The 22,195-nt window shown below is 63.8% G+C and carries 27 protein-coding genes; 11 read left to right on the top strand and 16 right to left on the bottom strand.

Annotation, left to right across the window (positions count from 1 at the left end; all coding sequences use genetic code 11):
- Positions 1 to 88: 88 nt before the first annotated feature.
- Together BKG76_RS13360 and BKG76_RS13365 are read left to right on the top strand one after the other, a co-directional pair.
- Complete coding sequence (locus tag BKG76_RS13360; protein ID WP_083338113.1) at positions 89 to 1,054, top strand: isopenicillin N synthase family dioxygenase; 966 nt, start codon at positions 89 to 91, stop codon at positions 1,052 to 1,054.
- An 87-nt stretch (positions 1,055 to 1,141) separates the two neighbouring features.
- Positions 1,142 to 1,453 carry a hypothetical protein gene (locus tag BKG76_RS13365; RefSeq protein WP_070938064.1) on the top strand — a complete coding sequence of 104 codons (312 nt, stop codon included), beginning with the start codon at positions 1,142 to 1,144 and terminating at the stop codon, positions 1,451 to 1,453.
- A 76-nt stretch (positions 1,454 to 1,529) separates the two neighbouring features.
- Here the strand turns inward: BKG76_RS13365 and BKG76_RS13370 are convergent, their stop codons facing one another.
- The gene (locus BKG76_RS13370; protein WP_070938065.1) at positions 1,530 to 2,327 is read right to left on the bottom strand and encodes a crotonase/enoyl-CoA hydratase family protein; all 798 of its coding nucleotides are present in this window, start codon (positions 2,325 to 2,327) and stop codon (positions 1,530 to 1,532) included.
- A 28-nt stretch (positions 2,328 to 2,355) separates the two neighbouring features.
- On the opposite strand from BKG76_RS13370, the gene BKG76_RS13375 reads away from it, so the two are divergent.
- Positions 2,356 to 2,844, top strand: a complete 489-nt coding sequence (locus BKG76_RS13375; protein ID WP_070938066.1) for a flavin reductase family protein — start codon at positions 2,356 to 2,358, stop codon at positions 2,842 to 2,844.
- Here BKG76_RS13375 and BKG76_RS13380 read toward each other — a convergent pair.
- Both BKG76_RS13380 and BKG76_RS13385 read right to left on the bottom strand, forming a co-directional pair.
- Complete coding sequence (locus tag BKG76_RS13380) at positions 2,841 to 3,275, bottom strand: tautomerase family protein (protein ID WP_070938067.1); 435 nt, start codon at positions 3,273 to 3,275, stop codon at positions 2,841 to 2,843. The two genes, BKG76_RS13375 and BKG76_RS13380, sit on opposite strands and share 4 nt — an antisense overlap.
- A gap of 33 nt (positions 3,276 to 3,308) precedes the next feature.
- Positions 3,309 to 4,004, bottom strand: coding sequence for an SDR family oxidoreductase (locus BKG76_RS13385; protein ID WP_070938068.1), 696 nt, complete (start codon positions 4,002 to 4,004; stop codon positions 3,309 to 3,311).
- 89 nt (positions 4,005 to 4,093) lie between these two features.
- Here BKG76_RS13385 and BKG76_RS13390 point away from each other — a divergent pair, with 89 nt between their 5' ends.
- The gene (locus BKG76_RS13390; RefSeq protein WP_070939204.1) at positions 4,094 to 4,561 is read left to right on the top strand and encodes a winged helix-turn-helix transcriptional regulator; all 468 of its coding nucleotides are present in this window, start codon (positions 4,094 to 4,096) and stop codon (positions 4,559 to 4,561) included.
- On the opposite strand, the gene BKG76_RS13395 is transcribed toward BKG76_RS13390, so the two are convergent.
- The 5 genes from BKG76_RS13395 to BKG76_RS13410 all read right to left on the bottom strand — a co-directional run bounded on the left by BKG76_RS13395 (position 4,558) and on the right by BKG76_RS13410 (position 6,927).
- The gene (locus BKG76_RS13395; RefSeq protein ID WP_109420725.1) at positions 4,558 to 5,160 is read right to left on the bottom strand and encodes a flavodoxin family protein; all 603 of its coding nucleotides are present in this window, start codon (positions 5,158 to 5,160) and stop codon (positions 4,558 to 4,560) included. The genes BKG76_RS13390 and BKG76_RS13395 overlap by 4 nt on opposite strands.
- An 11-nt stretch (positions 5,161 to 5,171) precedes the next feature.
- Positions 5,172 to 5,678, bottom strand: coding sequence for an SRPBCC family protein (locus tag BKG76_RS13400; RefSeq protein ID WP_070938069.1), 507 nt, complete (start codon positions 5,676 to 5,678; stop codon positions 5,172 to 5,174).
- Positions 5,675 to 6,007 carry an ArsR/SmtB family transcription factor gene (locus BKG76_RS13405; RefSeq protein WP_070938070.1) on the bottom strand — a complete coding sequence of 111 codons (333 nt, stop codon included), beginning with the start codon at positions 6,005 to 6,007 and terminating at the stop codon, positions 5,675 to 5,677. The genes BKG76_RS13400 and BKG76_RS13405 overlap by 4 nt, the downstream gene beginning before the upstream one ends.
- Positions 6,008 to 6,088: 81 nt before the next feature.
- On the bottom strand, positions 6,089 to 6,244 hold the full coding sequence (locus BKG76_RS24870) for a hypothetical protein (RefSeq protein WP_109420726.1): 156 nt from the start codon (positions 6,242 to 6,244) through the stop codon (positions 6,089 to 6,091).
- A gap of 74 nt (positions 6,245 to 6,318) precedes the next feature.
- Complete coding sequence (locus BKG76_RS13410) at positions 6,319 to 6,927, bottom strand: SRPBCC family protein (RefSeq protein WP_070938071.1); 609 nt, start codon at positions 6,925 to 6,927, stop codon at positions 6,319 to 6,321.
- Between the two features lie 138 nt (positions 6,928 to 7,065).
- Between BKG76_RS13410 and BKG76_RS13415 the strand changes: the two genes are divergently transcribed.
- Positions 7,066 to 8,193 (top strand): hypothetical protein, encoded by a 1,128-nt coding sequence (locus BKG76_RS13415; protein WP_131815816.1) that lies wholly within the window; start codon positions 7,066 to 7,068, stop codon positions 8,191 to 8,193.
- A 287-nt stretch (positions 8,194 to 8,480) separates the two neighbouring features.
- Entirely contained in the window at positions 8,481 to 9,248 is a 768-nt protein-coding gene (locus tag BKG76_RS13420) for a hypothetical protein (RefSeq protein WP_131815817.1), read from the top strand.
- On the opposite strand, the gene BKG76_RS13425 is transcribed toward BKG76_RS13420, so the two are convergent.
- From BKG76_RS13425 to BKG76_RS13450, 6 genes are all read right to left on the bottom strand, one after another.
- Entirely contained in the window at positions 9,245 to 9,991 is a 747-nt protein-coding gene (locus tag BKG76_RS13425; protein ID WP_070938074.1) for a succinate dehydrogenase/fumarate reductase iron-sulfur subunit, read from the bottom strand. The genes BKG76_RS13420 and BKG76_RS13425 overlap by 4 nt on opposite strands.
- A 1-nt stretch (position 9,992) precedes the next feature.
- Positions 9,993 to 11,918 (bottom strand): fumarate reductase/succinate dehydrogenase flavoprotein subunit, encoded by a 1,926-nt coding sequence (locus BKG76_RS13430; RefSeq protein WP_070938075.1) that lies wholly within the window; start codon positions 11,916 to 11,918, stop codon positions 9,993 to 9,995.
- Between the two features lie 45 nt (positions 11,919 to 11,963).
- Positions 11,964 to 12,773: a hypothetical protein gene (locus BKG76_RS13435; RefSeq protein ID WP_070938076.1), complete on the bottom strand. Its 810-nt coding sequence runs from the start codon at positions 12,771 to 12,773 to the stop codon at positions 11,964 to 11,966.
- Positions 12,770 to 13,042 (bottom strand): hypothetical protein, encoded by a 273-nt coding sequence (locus BKG76_RS13440; protein WP_070938077.1) that lies wholly within the window; start codon positions 13,040 to 13,042, stop codon positions 12,770 to 12,772. Before BKG76_RS13440 ends, BKG76_RS13435 begins: the two co-directional genes overlap by 4 nt.
- Before the next feature lie 110 nt (positions 13,043 to 13,152).
- Entirely contained in the window at positions 13,153 to 14,205 is a 1,053-nt protein-coding gene (locus tag BKG76_RS13445) for an isocitrate/isopropylmalate dehydrogenase family protein (protein WP_070938078.1), read from the bottom strand.
- Positions 14,202 to 15,617, bottom strand: a complete 1,416-nt coding sequence (locus BKG76_RS13450; RefSeq protein WP_070939206.1) for an NAD-dependent succinate-semialdehyde dehydrogenase — start codon at positions 15,615 to 15,617, stop codon at positions 14,202 to 14,204. The genes BKG76_RS13445 and BKG76_RS13450 overlap by 4 nt, the downstream gene beginning before the upstream one ends.
- Positions 15,618 to 15,727: 110 nt before the next feature.
- Here BKG76_RS13450 and BKG76_RS13455 point away from each other — a divergent pair, with 110 nt between their 5' ends.
- On the top strand, positions 15,728 to 17,005 hold the full coding sequence (locus BKG76_RS13455; protein ID WP_070938079.1) for an aspartate aminotransferase family protein: 1,278 nt from the start codon (positions 15,728 to 15,730) through the stop codon (positions 17,003 to 17,005).
- Positions 17,005 to 17,499, top strand: a complete 495-nt coding sequence (locus BKG76_RS13460; protein ID WP_070938080.1) for a DUF3830 family protein — start codon at positions 17,005 to 17,007, stop codon at positions 17,497 to 17,499. Before BKG76_RS13455 ends, BKG76_RS13460 begins: the two co-directional genes overlap by 1 nt.
- Here BKG76_RS13460 and BKG76_RS13465 read toward each other — a convergent pair.
- Both BKG76_RS13465 and BKG76_RS13470 read right to left on the bottom strand, forming a co-directional pair.
- Positions 17,496 to 18,887 (bottom strand): amidase, encoded by a 1,392-nt coding sequence (locus BKG76_RS13465; protein WP_070938081.1) that lies wholly within the window; start codon positions 18,885 to 18,887, stop codon positions 17,496 to 17,498. The genes BKG76_RS13460 and BKG76_RS13465 overlap by 4 nt on opposite strands.
- Positions 18,880 to 19,824 carry a D-2-hydroxyacid dehydrogenase gene (locus tag BKG76_RS13470; protein ID WP_070938082.1) on the bottom strand — a complete coding sequence of 315 codons (945 nt, stop codon included), beginning with the start codon at positions 19,822 to 19,824 and terminating at the stop codon, positions 18,880 to 18,882. The genes BKG76_RS13465 and BKG76_RS13470 overlap by 8 nt, the downstream gene beginning before the upstream one ends.
- Positions 19,825 to 20,010: 186 nt before the next feature.
- Here BKG76_RS13470 and BKG76_RS13475 point away from each other — a divergent pair, with 186 nt between their 5' ends.
- From BKG76_RS13475 to BKG76_RS13485, 3 genes are read left to right on the top strand one after another with little or no spacing between them, the layout of a single operon-like run.
- Positions 20,011 to 20,766 carry a maleate cis-trans isomerase family protein gene (locus tag BKG76_RS13475; RefSeq protein WP_070938083.1) on the top strand — a complete coding sequence of 252 codons (756 nt, stop codon included), beginning with the start codon at positions 20,011 to 20,013 and terminating at the stop codon, positions 20,764 to 20,766.
- Entirely contained in the window at positions 20,766 to 21,515 is a 750-nt protein-coding gene (locus BKG76_RS13480; protein WP_070938084.1) for a maleate cis-trans isomerase family protein, read from the top strand. Before BKG76_RS13475 ends, BKG76_RS13480 begins: the two co-directional genes overlap by 1 nt.
- On the top strand, positions 21,496 to 22,188 hold the full coding sequence (locus BKG76_RS13485) for a GntR family transcriptional regulator (protein WP_070938085.1): 693 nt from the start codon (positions 21,496 to 21,498) through the stop codon (positions 22,186 to 22,188). Before BKG76_RS13480 ends, BKG76_RS13485 begins: the two co-directional genes overlap by 20 nt.
- The last annotated feature ends 7 nt before the right edge of the window (positions 22,189 to 22,195 follow it).

Below are 22,195 nucleotides of genomic sequence, written 5' to 3' on the forward strand. Positions count from 1 at the left end.
CCCGACGGTTTGGCCATCGTACTTGGGATATTTCCTCATGGCGGTCAAGACCGTGGCCCCCGCAAGGCATGCGAGGGACCATGGTGGTGTGGGTGAGCTTCCCGTCGTCGACCTGTCCAGCGATCCGATACAGCTACGCGCGGCCTTGCGCGAGGTCACCCACGAAGTCGGGTTTTTCTACCTCACCGGGCACGGTGTTTCGCCGCTGCTGATTGATGGGGTGCTGTCGGCGGCCCGCAAGCTCTTTGCCCTTCCGGAGGCTGACAAGGACGCCATCGCGATGGTGCGAAGCCCGCATTTTCGTGGGTTCACCCGGTTGGGCGGCGAGCTGACCGGTGGACTTACCGACTGGCGCGAGCAGATCGACGTCGGGCCGGAACGCACCGTCAGCACGACAGCACAGGGCCGCGACTACATGTGGTTGCAGGGGCCCAATCAGTGGCCGGAGGCGGTCCCGGAATTGAGGGCGGCACTGGAAAGCTGGGATGCGGCCCTGGCGAATGTGGGGCGAAAACTTCTGAGGGAGTGGGCTATTGCCCTCGGTTCGGCGGGGGGAGTCTTCGACGAGGCATTTGGCGCCGAACCGGCGACCCTGATCAAGGTCATCCGGTATCCGGCCATTGGCACCACCGAGCAGGGAGTGGGTGCGCATCGCGACTCCGGTGTGCTGACCTTGCTGCTGGCCGAGCCGGATGTCGGGGGCCTGCAGGTCGAGGTGGACGGGACGTGGCTGGAGGCACCTGGGCGCGCAGGAGCGTTCATCGTGAACATCGGTGAGCTGCTGGAGTGGGCCAGCGGCGGGTATCTGCGTGCCACTCGTCATCGGGTGATGCTGACGGGTACGCCGCGCATCTCGGTCGCGTACTTCTTCAATCCGAGGTTGGACGCGCACATCCCGGCGCTGGAGCTGCCGCTGGAACTGCGGGACCGGGCGAGGGGCGTGAGTGCCGATCCGGGCGATCCGATTCACTCGACTTACGGCGAGAACGCCTGGAAGAGCCGATTGCGGGCCCATCCCGATGTGGCAGCCGCGCATGGTCACCTCGGCAGTTAGCGATCATGCAAATCTGCGCCGCGAACCGGTGGTGCGCGTAATACTCAGGCTGTGGCAAACTAATGCCACATACTGAGGAGGAGAACCATGCGGACATTTTGTTCGATGGCGGCGGGGTTCGGTTTGGCGATTTCGGTGTTCGCTGCGCCCATAGCGTCGGCAGCACCCGGAGAGGGCCCCGTTGCGGTCCAATGCCAGGTGTATGCCGATAACAACTTCGGCCCGCCTGGATTTGGCCCGGGGAGCATGCCCGGAATGGGCTTCGGCATGAAGCAATGGGCAGGCACGGTCATTGGTCGCGGAAGTAACGAGGGTGAAGCGCGCCAAGACGCGGAACGGCAGATGTGGGGCCCGTACGGCATGGCGCCCGAGCTTCGGGACTGCGTGCCTGCGGCCTGACGAGCGAAACAAGATCACTTGAGGGCGGGACCCGCAGGCAATGCCTTAGCGCGGGTCTGCACCCGCCGCTCACGCGTTAGATGCTGCGGGCCTGGAACTGCGGTTCGGTCTTCTCGATTCCGGCCTTACGCGCGATGGCGAAGTTGGCTCCGCGCATGAGTCGCAGCTGAAGGCGACGTTCCAGTCCGAAGGCGCGCCGCGGCACCATCGACCATGCCTTGTCGAAGAGGGTCTTGGTGGCCGCCACCGAATCGGGGGAGCGCGACAGGATCTGATCGATGAGTTCGGCCGCGTCGGCTTCGGGGTCGGCGCTCACCTGGGTGACAAGCCCGATTTCCTTCGCGTAGAAGCCGTCGAACATCTCACCGGTCATGGTGAGGCGCTTGGCGGTGTCGATTCCGATCAATTGACTCAGCGTGACGCTTCCGGACATATCGGGGATCAGGCCCCATTTGGCTTCCAGAATGGAGAACTCGGCGTCGGGCGTGGTGAACCGGAAGTCGGCGGCCAGCGCCAGCTGCAGCCCGCCGCCGTAGCAACGACCCTGAATGACGGCGATCACCGGAACACGGAGCCGGCGCCACGCCCAGCACGCCTCTTGGAAACCGTTGGTACCCAGCCAGGGGAGCGGAATGAAGTTCGCGACAACGCGTGCGGGATCTTTCCCGGCGGCCGCGAAATCCAGCCCGGTGGAAAATGTGTCCCCCTCACCGGACAGCACCACCACCCGGATCGAGTTGTCCGAGGCAATATGGCGGGCGGCGGCGGTCAGCCCGCCCAGCATGTCGATGGTGAGTCCGTTGAGCTTCTCGGGCCGAGACAAGGTGACGCGAGCTACCTGTCCGTCGACGCGTAGGGTCACATGTGACGTCATGAAGTAAGACTAGAGGTGGCATCCAGTTATGACGAGCGACACCAGCTTGGACGCGGCGACGCTGCGGGAAGCGTTCGGGCACTTTCCGACCGGTGTGGTGGCGATTGCCGCCGAGATCGGTGGGACGCGAACCGGATTGGCGGCCAGCACGTTTGTTCCGGTGTCTTTGGATCCACCACTGGTGGCGTTTTGCGTACAGAATTCCTCGACCACATGGCCCAATCTGCGGGGTGCTCCCCGCCTGGGCATCAGCGTGCTGGGGGAATCGCACGACGATGCCGCTCGGACACTGGCGGCCAAGACCGGTGACCGCTTCGCCGGGCTGGATACCTCGACCACGGAGACCGGTGCCGTGTTCATCGGCGGCACCACGGCCTGGATTGAGACGTCCATCGAGTCCGAGGTGCCCGCCGGTGATCACGCGATCGTCATCTTGAACATTCACGGGCTGACGGTGCATTCATCGGTCGCGCCGATCGTGTTCCACCGCAGTAAGTTCCGCAAGCTGCTGGGTTAGACCGCGGCGGTGTACGGGCTGGACCGATTGGTCTGCGCCCATTCACGTTCGGCGTCCGAGTGCATCGGCGGCGGTACCTGCCCATTGATCATCCAGAGATCCTCGCTGGTCTCGTCGACGTGGAACTCCCAGTGCAGCCCCGGCCTGTCCAGATACGGCCTGAGCACGTTGCCCAGGCGCCGGGTGACGCGCTCGCGTGCGGCCTTGTCGGGCTGGGTGCGGGCAATGTGATCGACCACGACCCGCACGGCGGTGTCGGCCTGTTCACCACCCACATACAAGTCGACCGGTTCAATCTCCTTGAACACCGTGACCACGTAGAACCGGGGAAGCCCCACGGCGACGTATACCTCGGTGATGCTCTTGGCGAGTTCGGATTTCTCCTTGTCGGAAAAGACATTTGGCGTGTGATAGATCGTCCACAGCGGCATGTCGGGCTCCTTGGTTCGGTGTATTGGGGGGCGTCAGTGGCCGGGGCGGTAGGCGAGGTTCTCGACGGGGCCGGCCAGCTGGGACTTGATCTGGACGGTGAGGTCATCGGTGAGTACCTCGTTGTCGCCCTTCTCCAGCGCGTCGATGATGCGTGCCGCGATCACCGCGGGCGGCGTCTTGGCGACAGGCAATGCCGACACCATGTCGGTGTCGATGAAACCGGCGTGGACGCCGAGTACCTGGGTGTTCTGCTCTTCGAGCTCCAGGCGCAGGGTGTTGGTGACCGACCAGATGGCTGCCTTCGATGCCCCGTAGGCGCCGGCTCCGCCGAGCCACGAGAGCACCGAGTGGATGTTGACGATCGCGCCGCCGCCGTGGGTCTTCAGGATGGGCGCGAATGCCCTGACGACTCGTAGTGGGCCGAACACGTTGGTCTGGAATGTCGCGTCGATGCGGTCGAAATCCCCGGTGAGCAGCGAATCGGGATGCAGCACACCGGCGTTGTTGACCACGATCTCCACATCTGTGAGCTCGCGGGCCAGCGCCGCCACCGAGTCCTCGGAGGTGACTTCGAGTTGTTTGGTGACCACCTGCTCGCGCGGGTCCTCGAATGATTCGCGGGCGGTGCTGTACACCTTGTGCGCGCCGCGGCTCAGCACCTCATCGACGATGGCAGCTCCCAGTCCACGGCGACCACCGGTGACCAGTACGACCTTGTTTTCGATCATTCCCATCTCCTAACTAACGATTGCATTAGTCAGAACGCTAGCCGGGCTAGCTGAATAACGCAAGCGTTAGTTACAATGGCCTGGTGAGCATGGACTTCGAGCGGCTACTGCAGGACCGCTCTCGGTGGAAGACCGAAGAGTGTTCGATCGGGAAGGCCCTGGATCTGCTGGGCACCAAGACGGCCTTCCTGATCGTCCGCGAATGCTTCTACGGCTCAACTCGATTCGACGAGTTCTCCGAGCGCATCGGGGTGTCCGCGCCGGCGGTATCGCGCGCACTCAAACAGCTGGAGGCGGCAGGCGTCGTTGAGAAGGTGCCCTACCGGGAACCCGGTCAGCGGGAGCGCGACGGGTATGTGCTGACCCAGATGGGCAAGGACCTACTCCCGGTGCTGCTGTCGCTGCTCAAATGGGGGGACGAGTATCTGCAGGACGGGCACAAGCCACTGACGTTGATCGACAAGAAGACTGGGCGGGAAATCGAGGTGGAAGTGACGTCGCGGCCCGGCCAGGCGGTATCCGCTGACGGAATCGAGATTCGTCGCGCACGTCGTTAGATTGTCGTCGCAAGCCGTCCCGCGACCAGCTGTCGCGTCACCGTGGCCACGCGCCGGCCGAGGTGGCGGCAGGTCCGTAGATCGGCCGGGTGAGTGTCCTCGGGGTCGGCGTCCACATCGGTCTGCGCGCCGGCGCCCAGCCAGAAGCCGAGCCGGTTCAGGTCGTACTCGCTGCCGTCGGCGCTCATCCATCCGGCAGTGAGGCCCAGGCTCACCCAATGCATGTGGTGCTGAGCGGCGAAGATGGCCAGTGAGTTCAACGCGTGCAACTTGTCTCCCGACTTCGCACCGGAATTCACGAATCCGGCGGCCACCTTGTCGCGCCAGGTGCCGGCCATGCAACGGGCTCCGGTCTTCTCGGCGAAGGACTGGAAGCCCGCCGCCACATTGCCCATGTAGACCGCGCTACCGAAGACCAGGGCATCCGCGCTGTCTACGGCATCCCAATCGGCGTCCGTCATGTCGGCGGCCGAAATCAGCGTCACCTCCGCGCCGCCCTCGCGTGCCCCGTCGGCCACGGACTGGGCCAACGTCGCCGTGTGTCCGAAACCGGAGTGGTACACGATGATGACGCGGGGGCTGAATCCATTGAGGGGCATGATGATTGCCCTCAGTCCGTGCTCGTGGCGGCGATGAGGTCAGCGACTTCCCGGTAGCGCTGCCCCCACTCCGGCATCGGCTGGTCGGCAAGGTAGGCGATGAGCCGGTCGAGAATGGCGTGGGTACCGGGTCGGAAACCATTGGCGTGCGGCACGCTCAGGCCGCGGTGGGTGAACCGAAGCAGGGTTCCGGCGCCGTCGGCACTCAGTTCATACCGCACCACGCTGTCGTCGACAATCGACTGCTTCCACTCGTGCTCGAGAACATGTGGCGGCTCCCAGACCAGGATGCGGCCGGTCACGCGTTTTGCTTCCGGCGGCAGTGGAGGGCCGGACGGGACCATCTCGAATTGCCCACCTGCGCGGGACTCCAGGGTGGTCCGACCGATCCACGCGCGGCGTTGTTCGGGGTCGGTGATGGCCGACCACACCGTCTCCACGGGATACGGCAGGTGGCGTGCGAAGGTGAGGGTGGCTCGGTCACCGTGCACGGTGAGCCGACCGAGGCGGTCGTTCATTCGGCGTCCTTGATGTCGTGACGGGTCTGGGTGCGGGCCAGGTGTCGTTCCAGCGCGTCCAGGTGGTCATTCCAGAAGTGCCGGTACGGATCGATCCATTGGTCGATCTCGGCCAGACCGTGCGCGCGTAACGCATAAATCCGGCGTTGCGCATCCGGCCTGACGTCGACCAGTCCTACGTCGCGCAGCACCCGAAGATGGCGCGAGACGGTGGGTTGTGTCAGGCCGGGCAGTGTTGCGACGAGATCTCCGGCGGTCCATTCGCCGCCCGCCAGCGCATCGAGCAGGATCCGTCGGCTTGGCTCGGCGACCGCTTCGAAGACGTCCATGCATCGAGTATTGCATTCCATCTATATAGACGCAATAGAATATAAGGCGTCTGAGGCAACGACGTCCCGGGGCGGGGCAGCCTAGGGACGCTTGGCGAGTTCTTCTTGGTAGCCGCGGACGCGATCACGGAGCTCGCTGGCATCATCGGGCCGACCTTCGCGCTCGGCGAGATCGGCACGTAGCGAGAGTTCCTTGATCGCGGTACGAAGATCCGCGACGCTCACGGTGTCACCCATATCCCGATGCTGCCCGCGTCGCGAGCAATGGGCATTGGCGAGGTGCCACAAAGTCCCGGCCGACTACTTGGAGCTCAGCGGTGGCCGATGATCGAGCGGAGCTTGCCGAGCTGCCATTTCACGAAGGGTCGGAGGATGGGCGCGACGACACGCAGCGGTAGCCAGCCCACCCACTTGGGTGTGCCGCCGAGGTGCCAGGTCAGCCGAGTGCCGCCGGTGCCGTTGTCTGCCACCTCAAAGACCTCCGCGGCCGAATCGAGAACCAACGGAACGGAACACGCGGTGGTGGTGACACCCAGAACACGGCCGGGCTCGTTGACGACGATCTGTTCGGCCAGTACGCAGAAGGTGTTGACCAACGCGCGCTTGGTTCCCACGTCGCGCAATGCGGTGCCGGCGTAGTCCACGCCCTTGGTGAAGAGGGTCCAGCTCAGGAACCGTTCGTCGAGAAGGGCCTTGAAGACCTGATCGGGCGGATAGGAGAAGTCGCGCTGCACGGTAATCGCAAAAGATGCCTCGGAGTGCAGATATTCGCGGAGTTGATCGGCGGCGACTGGGGTGAGGTTGAATCGGGCTGCCGAGATTCCGCCTGCGGCCAGAATCGCCAACAGGATCAAGCCCGCGACGGCACCTGCGGCCGCCAGGCACGCGACCACGATGACGATGATCAGCCAGGTTTCCATCGCCACAACCTAACGAAAGAGCATGTAGTCACGGGGCGAGTTCATTCTTGTGGGATGAGTACGCGGGCATAATCGCGGTAAATAGGTTCCTGGGGCTTCACGCGCCAGGCGGCAGGGACCGTACGGGGAGGAGCGTTAATGGGCTTTCGGGCCGCGGCCGGAGTTGTTTTGGCCATGGCGACGGCCATCACGCTTCTGGCCTGGGGGGAATCGGGTCCGAACGCGCACGGTGAGCCGTCCATGAATGAACTTGTCTTCGGGTATCGCGCGCTGGGTGAGTTAGGACTCGTCAAGGGCGCGGAGGTGGTTGCTCGCATTAACGATCGCGCTCCACAACCGACTTATGGTGATCGAGTGCGGGTGGCGGGTGCACCACAGTTCACGGACGATGGCCGATACCTTTTCGCCACCGCCGGCGATGGTCAACTCGCCGTCATCGATACGCAGGACTTCACAACCAAGACAGTTTTGTGTCCCTACGGCACCTCCCTGGTGTTGCCTGGCGGCGGGAGCAGCGTTCTGTGGTGGGAGGGGGCGGACCGACTGGTGTCCATCGATTTGTCAACGGAAGAGCCCAAACCGGCACTACGGCAGGTCATTAACCTGCCGCCACCGCAGCCAGAAGACGGGTTTGCGTCCAACAATGTCACGCCGCCTACCCTGGCTGCAGCACGGAATGGGCGGGTGGTGCTGCAGCGTACGGAGACACTGGGTCCCTACTGGTGGCATGTGTACCTGTACCTGATTGAATTGGACGGATCGGTGCAAAGACTGGGGCGAGAACGCGCCAACCGTGGTGGCGGGCCGGTTAACTTCAGCCCGGATGGCAGGTCCCTGGTCTACCAAGCCGTCGATCGCAACGGGTACAACTGGGACCGGTCCGTGCTGGGTCTGATCGACTTACGCACCGGCGCCCACAACACCTATGCGCCGCGTCTCGCCGAGAATGACGAGGTCACCTCGACCGAGCTTTCATCTGCGCTGTGGCAGGACAACGACACGTTGCGTATGCGATATCAGACGTCACTCCGCCATGGTGTCCTGCTATCGGCTCCCATCGTGTGGGAGCTCAAAGACGGGCGATGGAAAATCGCCGATGAGCGACAGCTCGTACAGAAGCTCACCGTGTCGAGCGACAAGGCGATTGTCATCGTCCCCAATGAAAGCCGCGACGATCGAGGGATCCTGTGCATCGAGCGGGGTGGGGCGTACACGAGGGTGGCCAACAATGTAGGTGCGATCGTCCTTCTGCCGGAGGCGGCGTGAAACGACTAGCCGCGCTGGCGATTATCGCCGCCTTACTGACTTCGTGTACGCCGGAGCGGACACGAGACACCACGCGGCCCACGTTTGCGTACACGAACAATCAGGGATTTTTCGTCGTTCGCGGAACCGACACATTGGGTTCAGTGCCGGGGTATGTCTCCGGCAAAACAGCTTTCACATCGGACGGACGATTTGCGTACGTTCCGTGGGCCGACAAGATTCTCATTGTTGATACGCAGACGGGTAGCGCGCGAAAGCTGGCGCACGCGTATCAGGATGCTCCGTTGATGCCTGCCTGGGGGAGCCACATTGTGTGGCTCAACGGCCCGGACCGGCTGATGGGTATGAACCTCGAAGACGAGAATCCTGTACCGGCGCTCATTCAAATGATCCATATGCCGATTCCTGCGGTGGACGGATCTGCCATGGGCTGGTGGGTTCCCGGGGTTCCGACGATGGTCGCGGCGAACAGCGAGACGATCGCATTTACGCGGTTGGACCATCCGCGGACCGCAGGCCGGGTGCCGGAGAACTTGTACGTGATGAGCCGCGATGGCGCCTTCACCGATATCGGCATGTTGCAGGGGCTTTCACCCCGAAAATTCACCATTAGCCCGGACGGAAAGACCATTGCATACCTGGTGGACGAGTTCGCCGTGCCGACTTGCGCGCGTGCGATGATTGTGGTGGTCGACATCGCTCGCAAGACGGTCGAGGCGTCCCGTCCTGAGTCGGCTGTAATTGGCTCGAAATCTGATTGGCTGGGCTGGGCCGCCGACGGACGTTTGCTTGCCGAGTACGAAAACAGTGATTGCGGTGGTCAGTCCATCGACCCAACGCCCAAGGTGTGGAGCAAGACGGACGGCGGTTGGGAACTGAGCCAGAATCCGGCCGAGAGTCGTCTTGAGTTGGCACCGGGCTGGAATGCAAGTGTGGTTCCCGCAGGAAAGTACCGACTTGAGGGCCAGAATCACCTGCAGGTCGATACCCCGGACGGCACCGTGCGCATCGCCGACGGAGTGGATTCAACGGCCGCTCCGGTGTCGCGACCCTAGCGTCGGAACAGCTTGTTGCCCAACCACACGATCGGATCGTACTTGCGGTCGGCGACGCGTTCCTTCATGGGGATCAGTGCGTTGTCGGTGATGTGGATGCCCTCCGGGCACACTTCGGTGCAGCACTTGGTGATGTTGCAATAGCCAAGGCCGAGTTCCTCCTGCGCCGCCTCACGGCGGTCGGCGACATCGAGCGGGTGCATTTCGAGCTCGGCCACGCGCATCAGATAACGCGGCCCGGCGAAGGCTTTTTTGTTCTCCTCGTGGTCACGCACCGCGTGACAGGTGTTTTGGCACAGGAAGCATTCGATGCACTTGCGGAACTCCTGCGACCGCTCCACATCCTCCTGCTGCATCCGGTATTCGCCGGGCTTCAGCCCTTTGGGCGGCGTGAATGACTGGACTTCCCTGGCCTTTTGGTAGTTGAACGAGACATCGGTGACCAGGTCGCGGATCACCGGGAAGGCTCGTAGGGGGGTCACCGTGACGGTCTCGGACTCGTCGAACGTCGACATCCGGGTCATGCACATCAGCCGGGGGCGGCCGTTGATCTCGGCCGAGCAGGAGCCGCACTTGCCGGCCTTGCAGTTCCAGCGCACCGCCAGGTCCGAGGCCTGAGTGGCCTGGATGCGATGGATGATGTCGAGCACCACCTCGCCTTCGCTCACCGGAACGGTGTAGTCGACGAGCTCACCGCCGTCATCGTCGCCTCGCCAGACCCGGAGTTGTGCGTCGTAGCTCACGTCAGGATTTCCTTCCCGAATGTTCTGCCAGTTCTTCCGGTGTGAAGTACTTCTCCAGCTCCCCGATCTCGAACAGCTCCAAAAGATCTGGGCGCAAGGGAGTTTGCGGCTCGGGGGTGACGAGCACGTCGGGAACGGCCGGATCGCCGCCGGTGGTGCTGCACACCAGCAGCGTCTTGCGCCAGGTGGCGTCCATGTTCGGGTGGTCGTCGCGGGTGTGCCCGCCGCGGCTCTCGGTGCGCAGCAGCGCCGCCTTGGCCACGCATTCGCTCACCAGCAGCATGTTGCGCATATCGATCGCCAGGTGCCAGCCCGGGTTGAACTGCCGATGACCCTCCACCGCAACGTGTTTGAAGCGTTCTTTGAGTTCGTTCAGCTTGACCAGGGCCTGCTCGACTTCCTCCTCCTTGCGGATGATGCCGACCAGGTCGTTCATCGCCTGCTGCAAGTCGGTGTGCAGGGTGTACGGGTTCTCCGCACCTGGGGCTGCCGGATCGCCGAAGGGTGCCAATGCCAGGGTGGCGGCCCTGTCGACGTCGGCCTCGGTGATGTGTGGGCGAGACGTGATGCCCTTGACGTACTCGGCGGCCCCGAGGCCGGCGCGCCGACCGAACACCAGCAGGTCGGAAAGGGAGTTGCCGCCCAACCGGTTTGAGCCATGCATGCCGCCGGAACATTCACCGGCCGCGAAGAGGCCCGGCACCGTGGCGGCCCCGCTGTCGGGATCGACCTCGATACCGCCCATCACGTAGTGACAGGTCGGTCCGACTTCCATGTCGTCTTTGGTGATGTCGACCTCGGCCAGCTCCTTGAACTGGTGATACATCGACGGCAGCCGCTTCTTGATCTCCTCGGTGGGAATACGCGAGGCGATGTCCAGGTACACGCCGCCGTGCGGGGTGCCGCGGCCGGCCTTGACCTCGGCATTGATCGCCCGGGCGACCTCGTCGCGGGGCAGCAGGTCAGGAGTGCGCCGTGCCGAGTCGTTGTCCTTGAGCCACTGATCGGCTTCTTCTTCGGTTTCGGCGTATTGCCCCTTGAACACCGAAGGGATGTAGTCGAACATGAAGCGCTTGCCCTCGGAGTTCTTCAGCACGCCGCCATCGCCGCGCACACCCTCGGTGACCAGGATGCCCTTGACCGAGGGCGGCCAGACCATGCCGGTCGGGTGAAACTGGATGAACTCCATGTTGATCAGTGTTCCGCCGGCGCGCAGCGCCAACGCGTGGCCATCGCCGGTGTACTCCCAGGAGTTCGACGAGACCTTGAATGACTTGCCGATTCCGCCCGTCGCCAAAACCACTGCGGGAGCTTCGAACAGGATGAATCGGCCGCTCTCGCGCCAGTACCCGAACGCGCCGGCGATTCTGGAGACGCCTTCGGTGCTGTCCAAGAGGAGGTCGGTGATGGTGCATTCGGCGAATATCTTGATACGCGCCTCGTAGTCACCGGTCTCGGCGAAATCCTCCTGCTGCAGCGAGACGATCTTCTGCTGCATGGTGCGGATGATCTCCAGGCCGGTGCGGTCGCCGACGTGCGCCAGTCGCGGATAGGTGTGGCCGCCGAAGTTGCGCTGGCTGATGCGCCCGTCCTTGGTCCGGTCGAACAACGCGCCGTAGGTTTCCAGCTCCCAGACCCGATCCGGTGCTTCCTTGGCGTGCAGCTCTGCCATCCGCCAGTTGTTCAGGAACTTGCCGCCGCGCATGGTGTCGCCGAAATGCACCTGCCAGCTGTCCTTGTCGTTGGCGTTCCCCATCGATGCCGCGCAACCGCCCTCGGCCATCACGGTGTGCGCCTTGCCGAACAAGGACTTGCAGATCACCGCGACCTTGAAGCCCTGTTCGCGTGCCTCGATGACGGCGCGCAGGCCGGCGCCACCGGCACCGATCACGACCACGTCGTATTGGTGCCGTTCGAGTTCAGCCATTAATTAACCCCAGGTTGTTTACGAGTATGGATGTGAATTTTGCTGCTAACCAATGAATCTCAGGTCCGAGATGGTTCCGCTGGACACCAGCATGATGTACAGGTCGGTGAGGATCAGCGTGCCCAGCGTGATCCAGGCGAACAACATGTGCCTGGTGTTGAGCTTGCTGACCTGTGTCCAGACCCAATATCGGACAGGGTGTTTGGAGAAGTGCTTGAGCCGGCCGCCAGTGACATGCCGGCAAGAGTGGCAGGACACCGTGTACACCCACAGCAGGACGACGTTGGTCACCAGAATCACGTTGCCCAAGCCGAATCCGAAGCCGCCGGTCTTCTCGGAATGAAAGGCGACGATGGCGTCGTAGGTGTTGACGAGGGAGATGAGCGCGGCGGCGTAGAAGAAGTACCGGTGGATGTTCTGCATGATGAGCGGCAACTTGGTCTCACCGGAGTACTTCGCGTGAGGTTCGGCGACCGCGCACGCTGTCGGGGACTGCCAGACCGACCGGTAGTACGCCTTGCGGTAGTAATAGCAGGTCAGCCGGAAGGCCAGCAGGAACGGCAGCGAGATGAACGCCATGGGGATGAACCACGGCAGCTCACCCACCCAATGGCCGAAATGGCTGGCCCCGGGCGCGCAGGCGGTGCTGACGCATGGCGAATAGAACGGCGTCAGGTAGTGGTACTGCGGCACCCAGTACGCGCTGCCCCAGAAGGCCCGCACGGTGGCGTAGATGACGAAGGTCGCCAGGCCGAGGTTGGTGAGTAATGGTGCGAGCCACCATTTGTCGGTGCGCAAGGTGCGCTCCGGAATGTGGGCACGCGAAGGCGAGAAGACCCCGGTGGCTTGACTCATCTGTAGCCACCAACTCCTTCGTCGTCGATATCGCCCCAGAACTCCCGGTCGTACTCGGTATCGGGGATCTGAATCTTCTCGTTGCTGGCATGGCGGTGTTCGTGCGGCGAGAGGTCCAGGTCCGCGGCGTCGATATCCAGCCGCTCTACGTCATTGACGATGCGGCGTACGGCCGGCAGGTCGCCGTACCGAGACTCCAGGGAATGGACACAGCGGCGCAGGCTGCCAAGTGCTTGGTTGAGCTCGGTGAGCTCCGTCTTCGTCGACATCGGACTCCTTGGGCTGAAGGTGTCGTGGATCACAGGCTACGACACCCATCTTGCCAGGACATCCGAACGGGAAGTGACACAAGTCACTGATGTCTTTGGTTAATTCAAGATCACCGGGCGGATTCCGCGATTGCTGTGCCGAGCTGTTCGGTGGTGGCGGTACCGCCGAGATCCGGCGTACGTACGCGACCTTCTGCCAGTACCTGGTCGACGGCCCGGCGGATCTTGTTGGCGGTGCCGGACTCGTTGAGATGGTCCAGGAGCATTGCGCCGGCGAGTATCTGCGCGACGGGATTCGCGATGCCCTGCCCGGCAATATCGGGGGCCGAGCCGTGCACCGATTCGAACATGGAGATGGCTGTGCGTTCCGGATTGATGTTTCCGGATGCCGCGAGCCCGAGTCCTCCGGTGACCGCTGCCGCCAGATCGGACAAGATGTCGCCAAAGAGGTTGGAAGCGACGATGACATCCAGGCTTCCGGGGTCGCTCACCATGCGCGCGGCGAGGGCATCGACGTGCATCGACATGGACGGTATCTGCGGGTACTCGGCTGCTATCTGATTGAAGATGCTGTCCCAGTAAGGCATTGAATGAATGATGCCGTTCGACTTGGTCGCCGAGCAGACGCGGAACCCCGCCGAGGCGGCCAGTTCGAATGCGTACCGGATGATTCGCTCGCATCCGATACGGGTGAAAACCGACTCCTGCAATGCGAATTCGTGTTGATTGCCGCGATTGTGTACGCCACCGATGGTGGAGTATTCCCCCTCGGAGTTCTCGCGGACGATGACCATCGAGAGGGCGTCCGCGGAAACTCCGGCCAGGGGCGAGGCGATTCCGGGCAATAGACGTACTGGCCGCAGGTTCACGTATTGGTTGAACGCGCGCCGCAGTGGGATCAGCAGGCCCCACAACGACACGTCATCGGGGACGCCCGGGTATCCCACGGCGCCAAGCAGAATCGCGTCGAACGAGGCCAACGTCGCCGGAGCGTCGGCCGGCATCATCGCTCCGGTCTTGGCGTATCGCTCACAGGAGTAGTCGAATTCGGTCCATTCGATTCTGCCGCCGGTGGCGGCATCCATCACCTTGACCGCTTCCCGGGTGACATCGACGCCGATGCCGTCGCCCGGGATGGTGGCTACTCGCATCCGGCCGCTCATACGGCCGCGCCGATGTACTTGGTCTCCATGAACTCCTCGATTCCCGCGAATCCCCCTTCGCGTCCTATTCCGGACTGTTTCACACCCCCGAATGGTGCGGCAGGAGTGGACACGACGGGTCGGTTCAGGCCAACCATACCGGTCTCCAGTGCCTCGGACACACGCCATCCGCGGCGGGTGTCATTGGTGTAAAGGTATGCCACTAAACCAAATTCGGAATCATTGGCGCGTGCGATCACTTCTTCCTCGGTCTCGAAGCTCGCTATCGCGGCGACGGGGGCGAAGATCTCCGTACGCATCATGTCGCTGTCATCGGGCACATCGATCAATACCGACGGCGGATAGAAGTACCCGGTGCCACCGGGCGCCTCGCCACCCAATCTCACTGTGGCACCACGCTTGCGGGCGTCAGTGACCAGCCGATCGGCCTTGGACACGGCATCGGGGTCGATGAGCGGGCCCACGTCCACGCCCTGCTCGGTACCGCGACCCATGCGCAACGCCGACATCTTCGCGGTGAGCGCTTCGGTGAACGGCCCGGCGATGCCACGCTGCACGTAGATGCGGTTGGCGGCGGTACAGGCCTGCCCGATATTGCGCATCTTCGCGATCAGCGCGCCGGCGGCGGCCTCGTCCGGGTCGGCGTCGTCAAAGACGATGAAGGGCGCGTTTCCGCCCAGCTCCATCGAGGTGCGTTTGACGGTTGCGGCACACTGCGCGAGTAGATAGCGGCCCACCTCGGTGGATCCGGTGAACGAGAGCTTGCGGACCCGCGGATCGGCGAGCAGCGGCGCCATGGTCGCGCCGGGGTCGGCGGTGGTGATGACCGAGACCACCCCCTCGGGTACGCCGGCCTCACGCAGGATCCCCAGGAGGGCGAGCATCGATAGCGGTGTCTGCTCGGCCGGTTTGACCAGGCACGTGCAGCCCGCGGCCAATGCGGGGCCGATCTTGCGGGTCCCCATGGCCAGTGGGAAATTCCACGGGGTGATCAGCAGGCTTGGTCCTACCGGGCGGTGCGTCACGATCAACCGTGACTGGCCGTCGGGTGCCAGCATCACGCCGCCGTCCAGGCGTACGGCTTCGCCGGCGAACCAGCGGAAAAACTCTGCCGCGTAGGCGACTTCGCCGCGCGATTCGGTCAGTGGCTTGCCCATTTCCAGGGTCATGAGCAGGGCCAGGTCTTCGGTGCGCTGGATCATCAGGGTGTAGGCGCGCATCAACACATCGGAACGCTGCTGTGGTGTGGTGGCGGCCCAGGTTTGTTGGGCGGCAACGGCATTGTCCAGCGCGGTGAGTGCTGCGGAGCCATTCATATCGGCGACGTCGGCCAGCACTTCCTCGGTAGCGGGATCCACGACGGGGAACGTGGGGCCGTGGCCGTCCTGGTGGGTAAGGGCATTGGCGACCACCGAAGAGCTGGCCGACAGGGGGGTAGACACTGTGCCGGGATGCATGCCACCATGCTAGGGAGATTGTCAACAATCGACAATAGTTCCGAGTGTATCGATGGAGGGATGCCGTGACTGTTGGTCTTCGCGCAAGCGGCTCATCCGCAACCGCGCTATCGCCCATTCTCAAGCAGGCCACCCCGGTGGTGGCAGCGCGAGGTCAGGGTTGCTATCTGTACGACGAAAGAGACCGCGAATATCTGGATTTCACCGCGGGAATCGGCGTGGTGAGCACCGGTCACTGCCATCCGCGGGTGGTCGAGGCCGCGCAGCGGCAGGTGGCCACGCTCATCCACGGGCAATACACCACCGTGATGCACCGCCCGCTGCAGAATCTGGTGCGGCGCCTCGGCGAGGTGCTGCCTCCGAACCTGGATTCACTGTTCTTCGCCAACTCCGGCAGTGAGGCCATCGAGGCCGCCGTGCGGCTGGCACGCCAAGCCACTGGCCGCCCCAATATCGTGGTATTCCAGGGCGGATTTCACGGACGCACATTGGCCGCCGCCACCATGACCACGTCGGGCCCGCGATTCTCCTCGGGTATCGGCCCGCTGATGGCGGGTGTTTACAGCGCCCCATTCCCGACGGCGTACCGGTACGGCTGGAGCGAGGCTGAGGCCACTCGATTCGCATTGCAAGAGCTGGACTACCTCTTCGCGACAGCGACGGCACCCAATCAGGTGGCGGCGATGGTCATCGAGCCGGTACTCGGCGAGGGCGGGTACATCCCTGCCAACACCGAGTTCCTCACCGGCGTTGCCGAGCGCGCACGCGAGCACGGCATCCTCGTGGTGCTCGACGAGGTACAAACCGGATTCGGACGTACTGGAGCGTATTTCGGCCATCAGCATTTCGGTGTCACCCCAGACATTCTGGTGATGGCCAAGGGGATCGCGAGCGGATTCCCCATCTCGGGCATCGCGGCCTCCGCCCAGTTGATGGGGCGTGCCTGGCCCGGTTCGCAGGGCGGTACCTACGGAGCCAATGCGGTGGCGTGTGCGGCTGCGCTGGCGACCCTCGATGTGATCGATGAGGAGCGGCTTGTCGAGAATGCGCGGGCGCGCGGTCAGGAACTTCTCGACGGCGCACGAAAGATTGCCGCCGACAGGGGAATTGATGGCGATGTGCGTGGACTCGGATTGATGGTCGGTGTGGAGTTCAGCCGGGATGGCCGGCCTGCGCCACAGCTGGCGGCGCGGGCGCAAGCAGCGGCTGCTGAAGATGGCCTGCTGTTGCTCATGTGCGGTCCGCATATGAATGTGGTGCGGATGATTCCGCCGCTGGTGGTCACGGCCGACCAGATATCCGATGCACTCGGCATCTGGAACACCGTGGTGGCGGGGCTGTGATGGATCGCTACATCTCCATCACGCTGACCAAGCGGGGTGTCACCTGCCGTGCCCGACTGCTGGACGCCGAGGCCCCGAGAACCTGTGAAACGGTGTGGAATTCGCTCCCGGCCGTGGGGCAGGCCTATCACGCCAAGTATGCGCGCAACGAGGTGTACACCCTGCTGCCGCCACTACTCCCGGCACCCGGACGGGAAAACCCGACCATCACGCCGATACCCGGTGACGTGTGCTTCTTCGGTTTCGAGCCGTGGGAAATCGGTAACCCCGCCTACGGGTACGAGCCTGGATCGGAAGCACATTCGGCACAGGGCGCCACGGATCTGGCGATCTTCTACGGCCGGAACAACCTGCTGATCAACGGTGATGCCGGCTGGGTACCCGGAAACGTCTTCGCGACCATCGAAGAGGGGCTGGGCGATATCGCCGCAGCCTGCCAGGATCTGTGGCTGACCGGAGTTCAGGGCGAGCAGCTGGCCTTTGCGCGGGCCTAGCCCGCGAGCACCCGCTCGGCGAAATGGCCCACCGCCAGCACCAGGTCGTCGCTGTGCCGCGGGCCCACGATCTGCATGCCGACCGGTAGCCCCTGCGAGGTTTTGCCCACCGGAATCGACAAGGCGGGTTGCTGAGTCATGTTGAACGGGTAGGTGAATGGTGTCCACTGCGCCCACCAGCGCATTCCGGAGTTCGGCGGGACGTCGGCACCCAGCGGGAACGCGGGAATCGGCACCGTCGGGGTGATCAGCACATTGTGCATCTCATGGAATGCGCCCATGGTGACACCCAATTGGACACACGTGTTACGCGCTGCCAGGTACTCGGTGGCCGAGGCGCCGGTTCCGGTGTCCCACATCTGAGCCAGCCCGGGGTCGATATCCGCACGCACGTCGTCAAGGGTGCCATAGTTATTCAGACTGGCCGCCGCGCCTGCAGCCCATAGGGTTTCGAATTCGTCGATCGGGTCGCTGAAGCCCGGGTCTGCGCGCGTCACCGGCAGGCCCGCTTCGTTGAGTGCGTTCACCGCGTTCTCGACCAGGTCGGCCACCTCGGGGTCGACATCGACGTAACCGAGTGTGGGCGAGTAGGCGATATCCAGACCGGTCATGTCGCGATACACCTGTGAGCGGTAGGTGGTGAGGGTCGGCGACAGTGAGGTGGGGTCGCGATGGTCGGGCAGGCTGATGATGTCCATAAGCAGCGCAGCGTCTTCCACCGTTCGGGTAATTGGCCCACCGTGAGCGAGCGGACCGAACGGGCTGATCGGGTACATCGGGATGCGACCGTGGGTGGGCTTGAAGCCCACCACACCGCAGAAGCTGGCGGGTATCCGGACGCTGCCTCCGCCGTCGGTGCCGATGGACATCGGTGCCATGCCGGCGGCCACCGCCGCCGCGCTGCCGCCCGAAGAGCCGCCGGCAGTGCGGCGTGGATCTGCCGGATTGTGGGTGATCCCGCGCTGATGGCTGTCGGTGACGCCCTTCCAGGCGAACTCGGGAGTGGTGGTCTTGCCGACCATGACCATGCCGTCGGCCCGGATGCGTTCTACCGCAGGGCTGTCCACATCCCACGGTCCGGCGGGATCGATCAGCCCAGAGCCGCGCAGGGTGGGCCAGCGCCGCGTGAGAAAGACGTCCTTGATGGAGATCGGCACACCGTCGAGTAGGCCGCGGGTGTAGTGGCCCCGCCACCGTTCCTCGGATTCGGTGGCCGCCGCCAGGGCAGCTTCCTCGTCGACAAGGCAGTACGCATTGATGGTGCTGTCGGTTTGGGCAATTTTGGACAACACCGCCGCCGTGGCCTCCACCGGAGACAGCTCTCCCGAGGTGTACGCGGCCACCAGCTCCAGGGCCGTCATCTCGGTGGGGTCGGTCGGTTTATGCATTGCCGTGCATCCTGTTCTTGTTGACGATATTCAGAAGTTTTTCGCCCCGGAGATAGCGCTCGAAGTTGGTGACGAATTGGTCCTGCAGGCGATCGGACCAACCGTGGACATCACCACTGTTGTGCGGGGTGATGTGGGTGTTCGGCGTGCGCCACAACGGATGTCCCACCGGCAGTGGTTCGGGATCGGTGACATCCAGTGCGGCTCCGGCGATGGTGCCCCGGTTCAGTGCGGATACCAGATCCCAGGTACCCACCAGCTCACCGCGGCCCACGTTGATCAGCCGGGCGGTCGGTCGCATCGCCGAGAGGACGCGGGCGTTGACGACGGCATGTGTTTGGGCGGTGAGGGGTGCGGCCAGCACCAGGTATTCGACATCGCCCACATGTGAAGGCAAGTCGGCGGATTCGGCGCGACCGAGCAGCGTGACCTGCATTCCCACGGCGGTCAGGAGTGTGGCGATCGCCTGGCCGATCGGTCCGGTGCCGAGCACTGCCACCGGTACACCGTCGATGGACTCCGATCCGAAGTGGCGCCAGCTCAGTGCGGCCTGCGCCCGGGTGGAACGGCGAATATCCTTGGCGAAGGCCAGAATTTGTGCCAACACGTACTCGGCGATGGGGCGCTCGAAGAGGCCACGTGAATTGGTGAGCACCACGTCGCTTTCGACGAGCTCATCGAACAACACCGGATCGACGCCTGTCGAGGCGATGTGCACCCAGCGCAGTGAGTCGGCGGCGGACCATGTTTCGCGTAGTGCGGTCGAACGGAAGTCGTACACGAACAGAATCTCGGCGCCGGGGAGCGCCGTCGCCAAGTGGTCGGATTCCACCAGCCGTAGCTCAGCGGCCTCGGCCACGGGTGCGAGACGATCCGGAACCGAATTCGGGGCGTGCTGCACGGCTGTTACTGGTTTATGCGCAGGCTGGTCATCCATGGCTATCTGTCTTCGCGCAAGCTGCTCATCCGCGACAATCCGTCGGGCGCTCACGTTGACACGGTATGAAGATATCGTATGATTGTCAACAATCTGAGTTGCGATGAGCTGCTTGCGCGAAGAGCGTCGGAAATGACCAGGTCTGGCTCAGGCGTAGAGCGATGCTGCGAGTGTTAGGTCCTGCCGGTGGATTTCTCGTCTCTTCCCGACTTCGCGGAGTCGGCTGACCAGCGTGGTATCGGCATCATCGCCCCCTTCGATCTCGCGCTGGAACGTGAGCTGTGGCGATGGGTGCCGGCAGAGGTGTCACTGCACCTGGCACGGACGCCGTACGAGCCGGTACCGGTGAGCCGGGCCATGGCCGAGCTGGTGTCGAACACCTCCCACCTGCAAGCGGCCACTCGCGATGTATTGCATGTGGAGCCCGAAGTTGTTGCCTACCTGTGCACCTCGGGAAGTTTCATCCGTGGTGTCGAGCACGAGCGTGAACTGGTCCAGGCCATCATGGCAGCGGGCGCCAAGTCCGCCGTCACCACCTCGGGGGCGTTGGCCGAAGCGGTGACCGCGCTGAACATCAATAGGATCAGCGTCATCACCCCGTATGACGCTGAGCTGACCGAACTGCTGGCAAAGTTCCTGGGGGAGTTGGGAGTAACGGTGGTGCGCACCGACCATTTGGGTTTGGGCGGGGGCATCTGGAAGGTCAACTATCGCACCGTTGCCGAACGGATTCTGGCCGCTGACACCGCCGATGCCGAGGCGATCTTCGTCAGCTGTACCAATCTGCGCACCTACGACGTGATCGATCCGCTGGAACGGCTGCTGGGCAAGCCGGTATTGACCGCCAACCAACTGACCATCTGGGCCTGTCTGGACCGGATGAGTCTTCCCATGATGGGGCCCGGACGATGGCTCCGCGACGTATTCGGAGGAGGTACCTGATGTTGTCCGAGGGACGGCCACTGACACCGACGGTGGGGTTCATCTACCCGGATCACGCGGCCGAGTCGGATTACCCGCTGGTGGCGCGGCAGCTCGATATGAACTTCCCTGTTGTGCACATCTATGGCACCGATCTGCACGCGGTTCCCGAGTTGCTCGACCTGGGTAGCCCCGAGAAGCTCGCCGAGGGGGCTCGGTTGCTACGCCCTCACGAGCCGGGCGCCGTCGTATGGGCCTGCACCTCGGGCAGCTTTGTCTACGGCCCGCGGGGCGCGGCCGAGCAGGTCGCGGGTCTGTCGGAGCGCAGCGGCACTCCGGCCTCCAGCACGTCCTTCGCTTTTGTCAATGCCGCAGCCGCCCTGGGTGTTTCGAAGGTAGCCGTGGCTGCGAGCTATCCACGCGATATCGCCGAGTTGTTCGTCGCATTTCTGGCCGCGCACGATATCGAGGTGGTGTCGATGGGCGAGGCGGGCATCGACACCGCCGCGGAGGTAGGCCGGCTTACCTCCGACCAGGTCGACGAGCTGGCCGATGCCAACGATCACGCAGATGCGGAGGCGCTGCTGATCCCGGACACCGCCATGCACACCATCGCGCATGTCGAGCGGCTCGAGTCGCGGCTGGGCAAGGTGGTATTGACCGCGAACCAGGTGACGGTGTGGGAAGGTTTGCGATTAATCAAAGAGGTGCCCGATTTCCCGGGTTTGGGGCGGCTTTTCAGGAGACGACATGACGACGCTGGTACCTGAGGAGTTCGCACCCCTGGAACGGCAGTCGACCGCGGAGCTGATCGCGGAGCGGTTGCGGATCGCGATCATGCGCGGTGTCCTGGCGCCCGGCGCCCAATTGGGCGAGGCATCACTGGCGGCGCAGTTCGCGGTGTCTCGTGGGCCGCTACGTGAAGCGATGCAGCGCCTGGTGTCCGAGGGTTTGTTGCGCAGTGAACGCAATCGCGGCATCTTCGTCATCGAGCTCACCGACGAAGACGTGCACGACGTCTACCGGTCGCGGGCCGCTATCGAGCGCGCGGCGCTGGAGTGCATCATGTCCGGCGATACCGTCACCGCGTACCGGCGTCTGCTCGTGCCGGTGGCCGTGATGACCGAGGCCGCCGCTCGCGGCGACGTCGTCGCCGTCACCGACGCTGATCAGGAGTTTCACGAGGTCCTGGTCGACTGCTCGGGAAGCCCACGGCTGCGCCGCGCCATGCGCACGTTGCTGTTGGAGACGCGGATGCTGCTGGGTGAGTTACAGGGCACCTATGCGGACCTCGGAGAGCAGGTTCGTGAGCACGAGGTGCTCTGCGCGGCGATCGGTGCCGGGGACACACCGGCCGCCTATCGACTGATCGAGGAGCACATGCGGGATGCGGTCGTGCATCTCATGGCACGCCGTGGCTCCGCGGGCGGATTGGTGGAGTAAATCCGAG

The sequence above is a fragment of the Mycobacteroides franklinii genome, from assembly GCF_001853795.1.
GTDB classification, from domain to species: Bacteria; Actinomycetota; Actinomycetes; order Mycobacteriales; family Mycobacteriaceae; genus Mycobacterium; species Mycobacterium franklinii.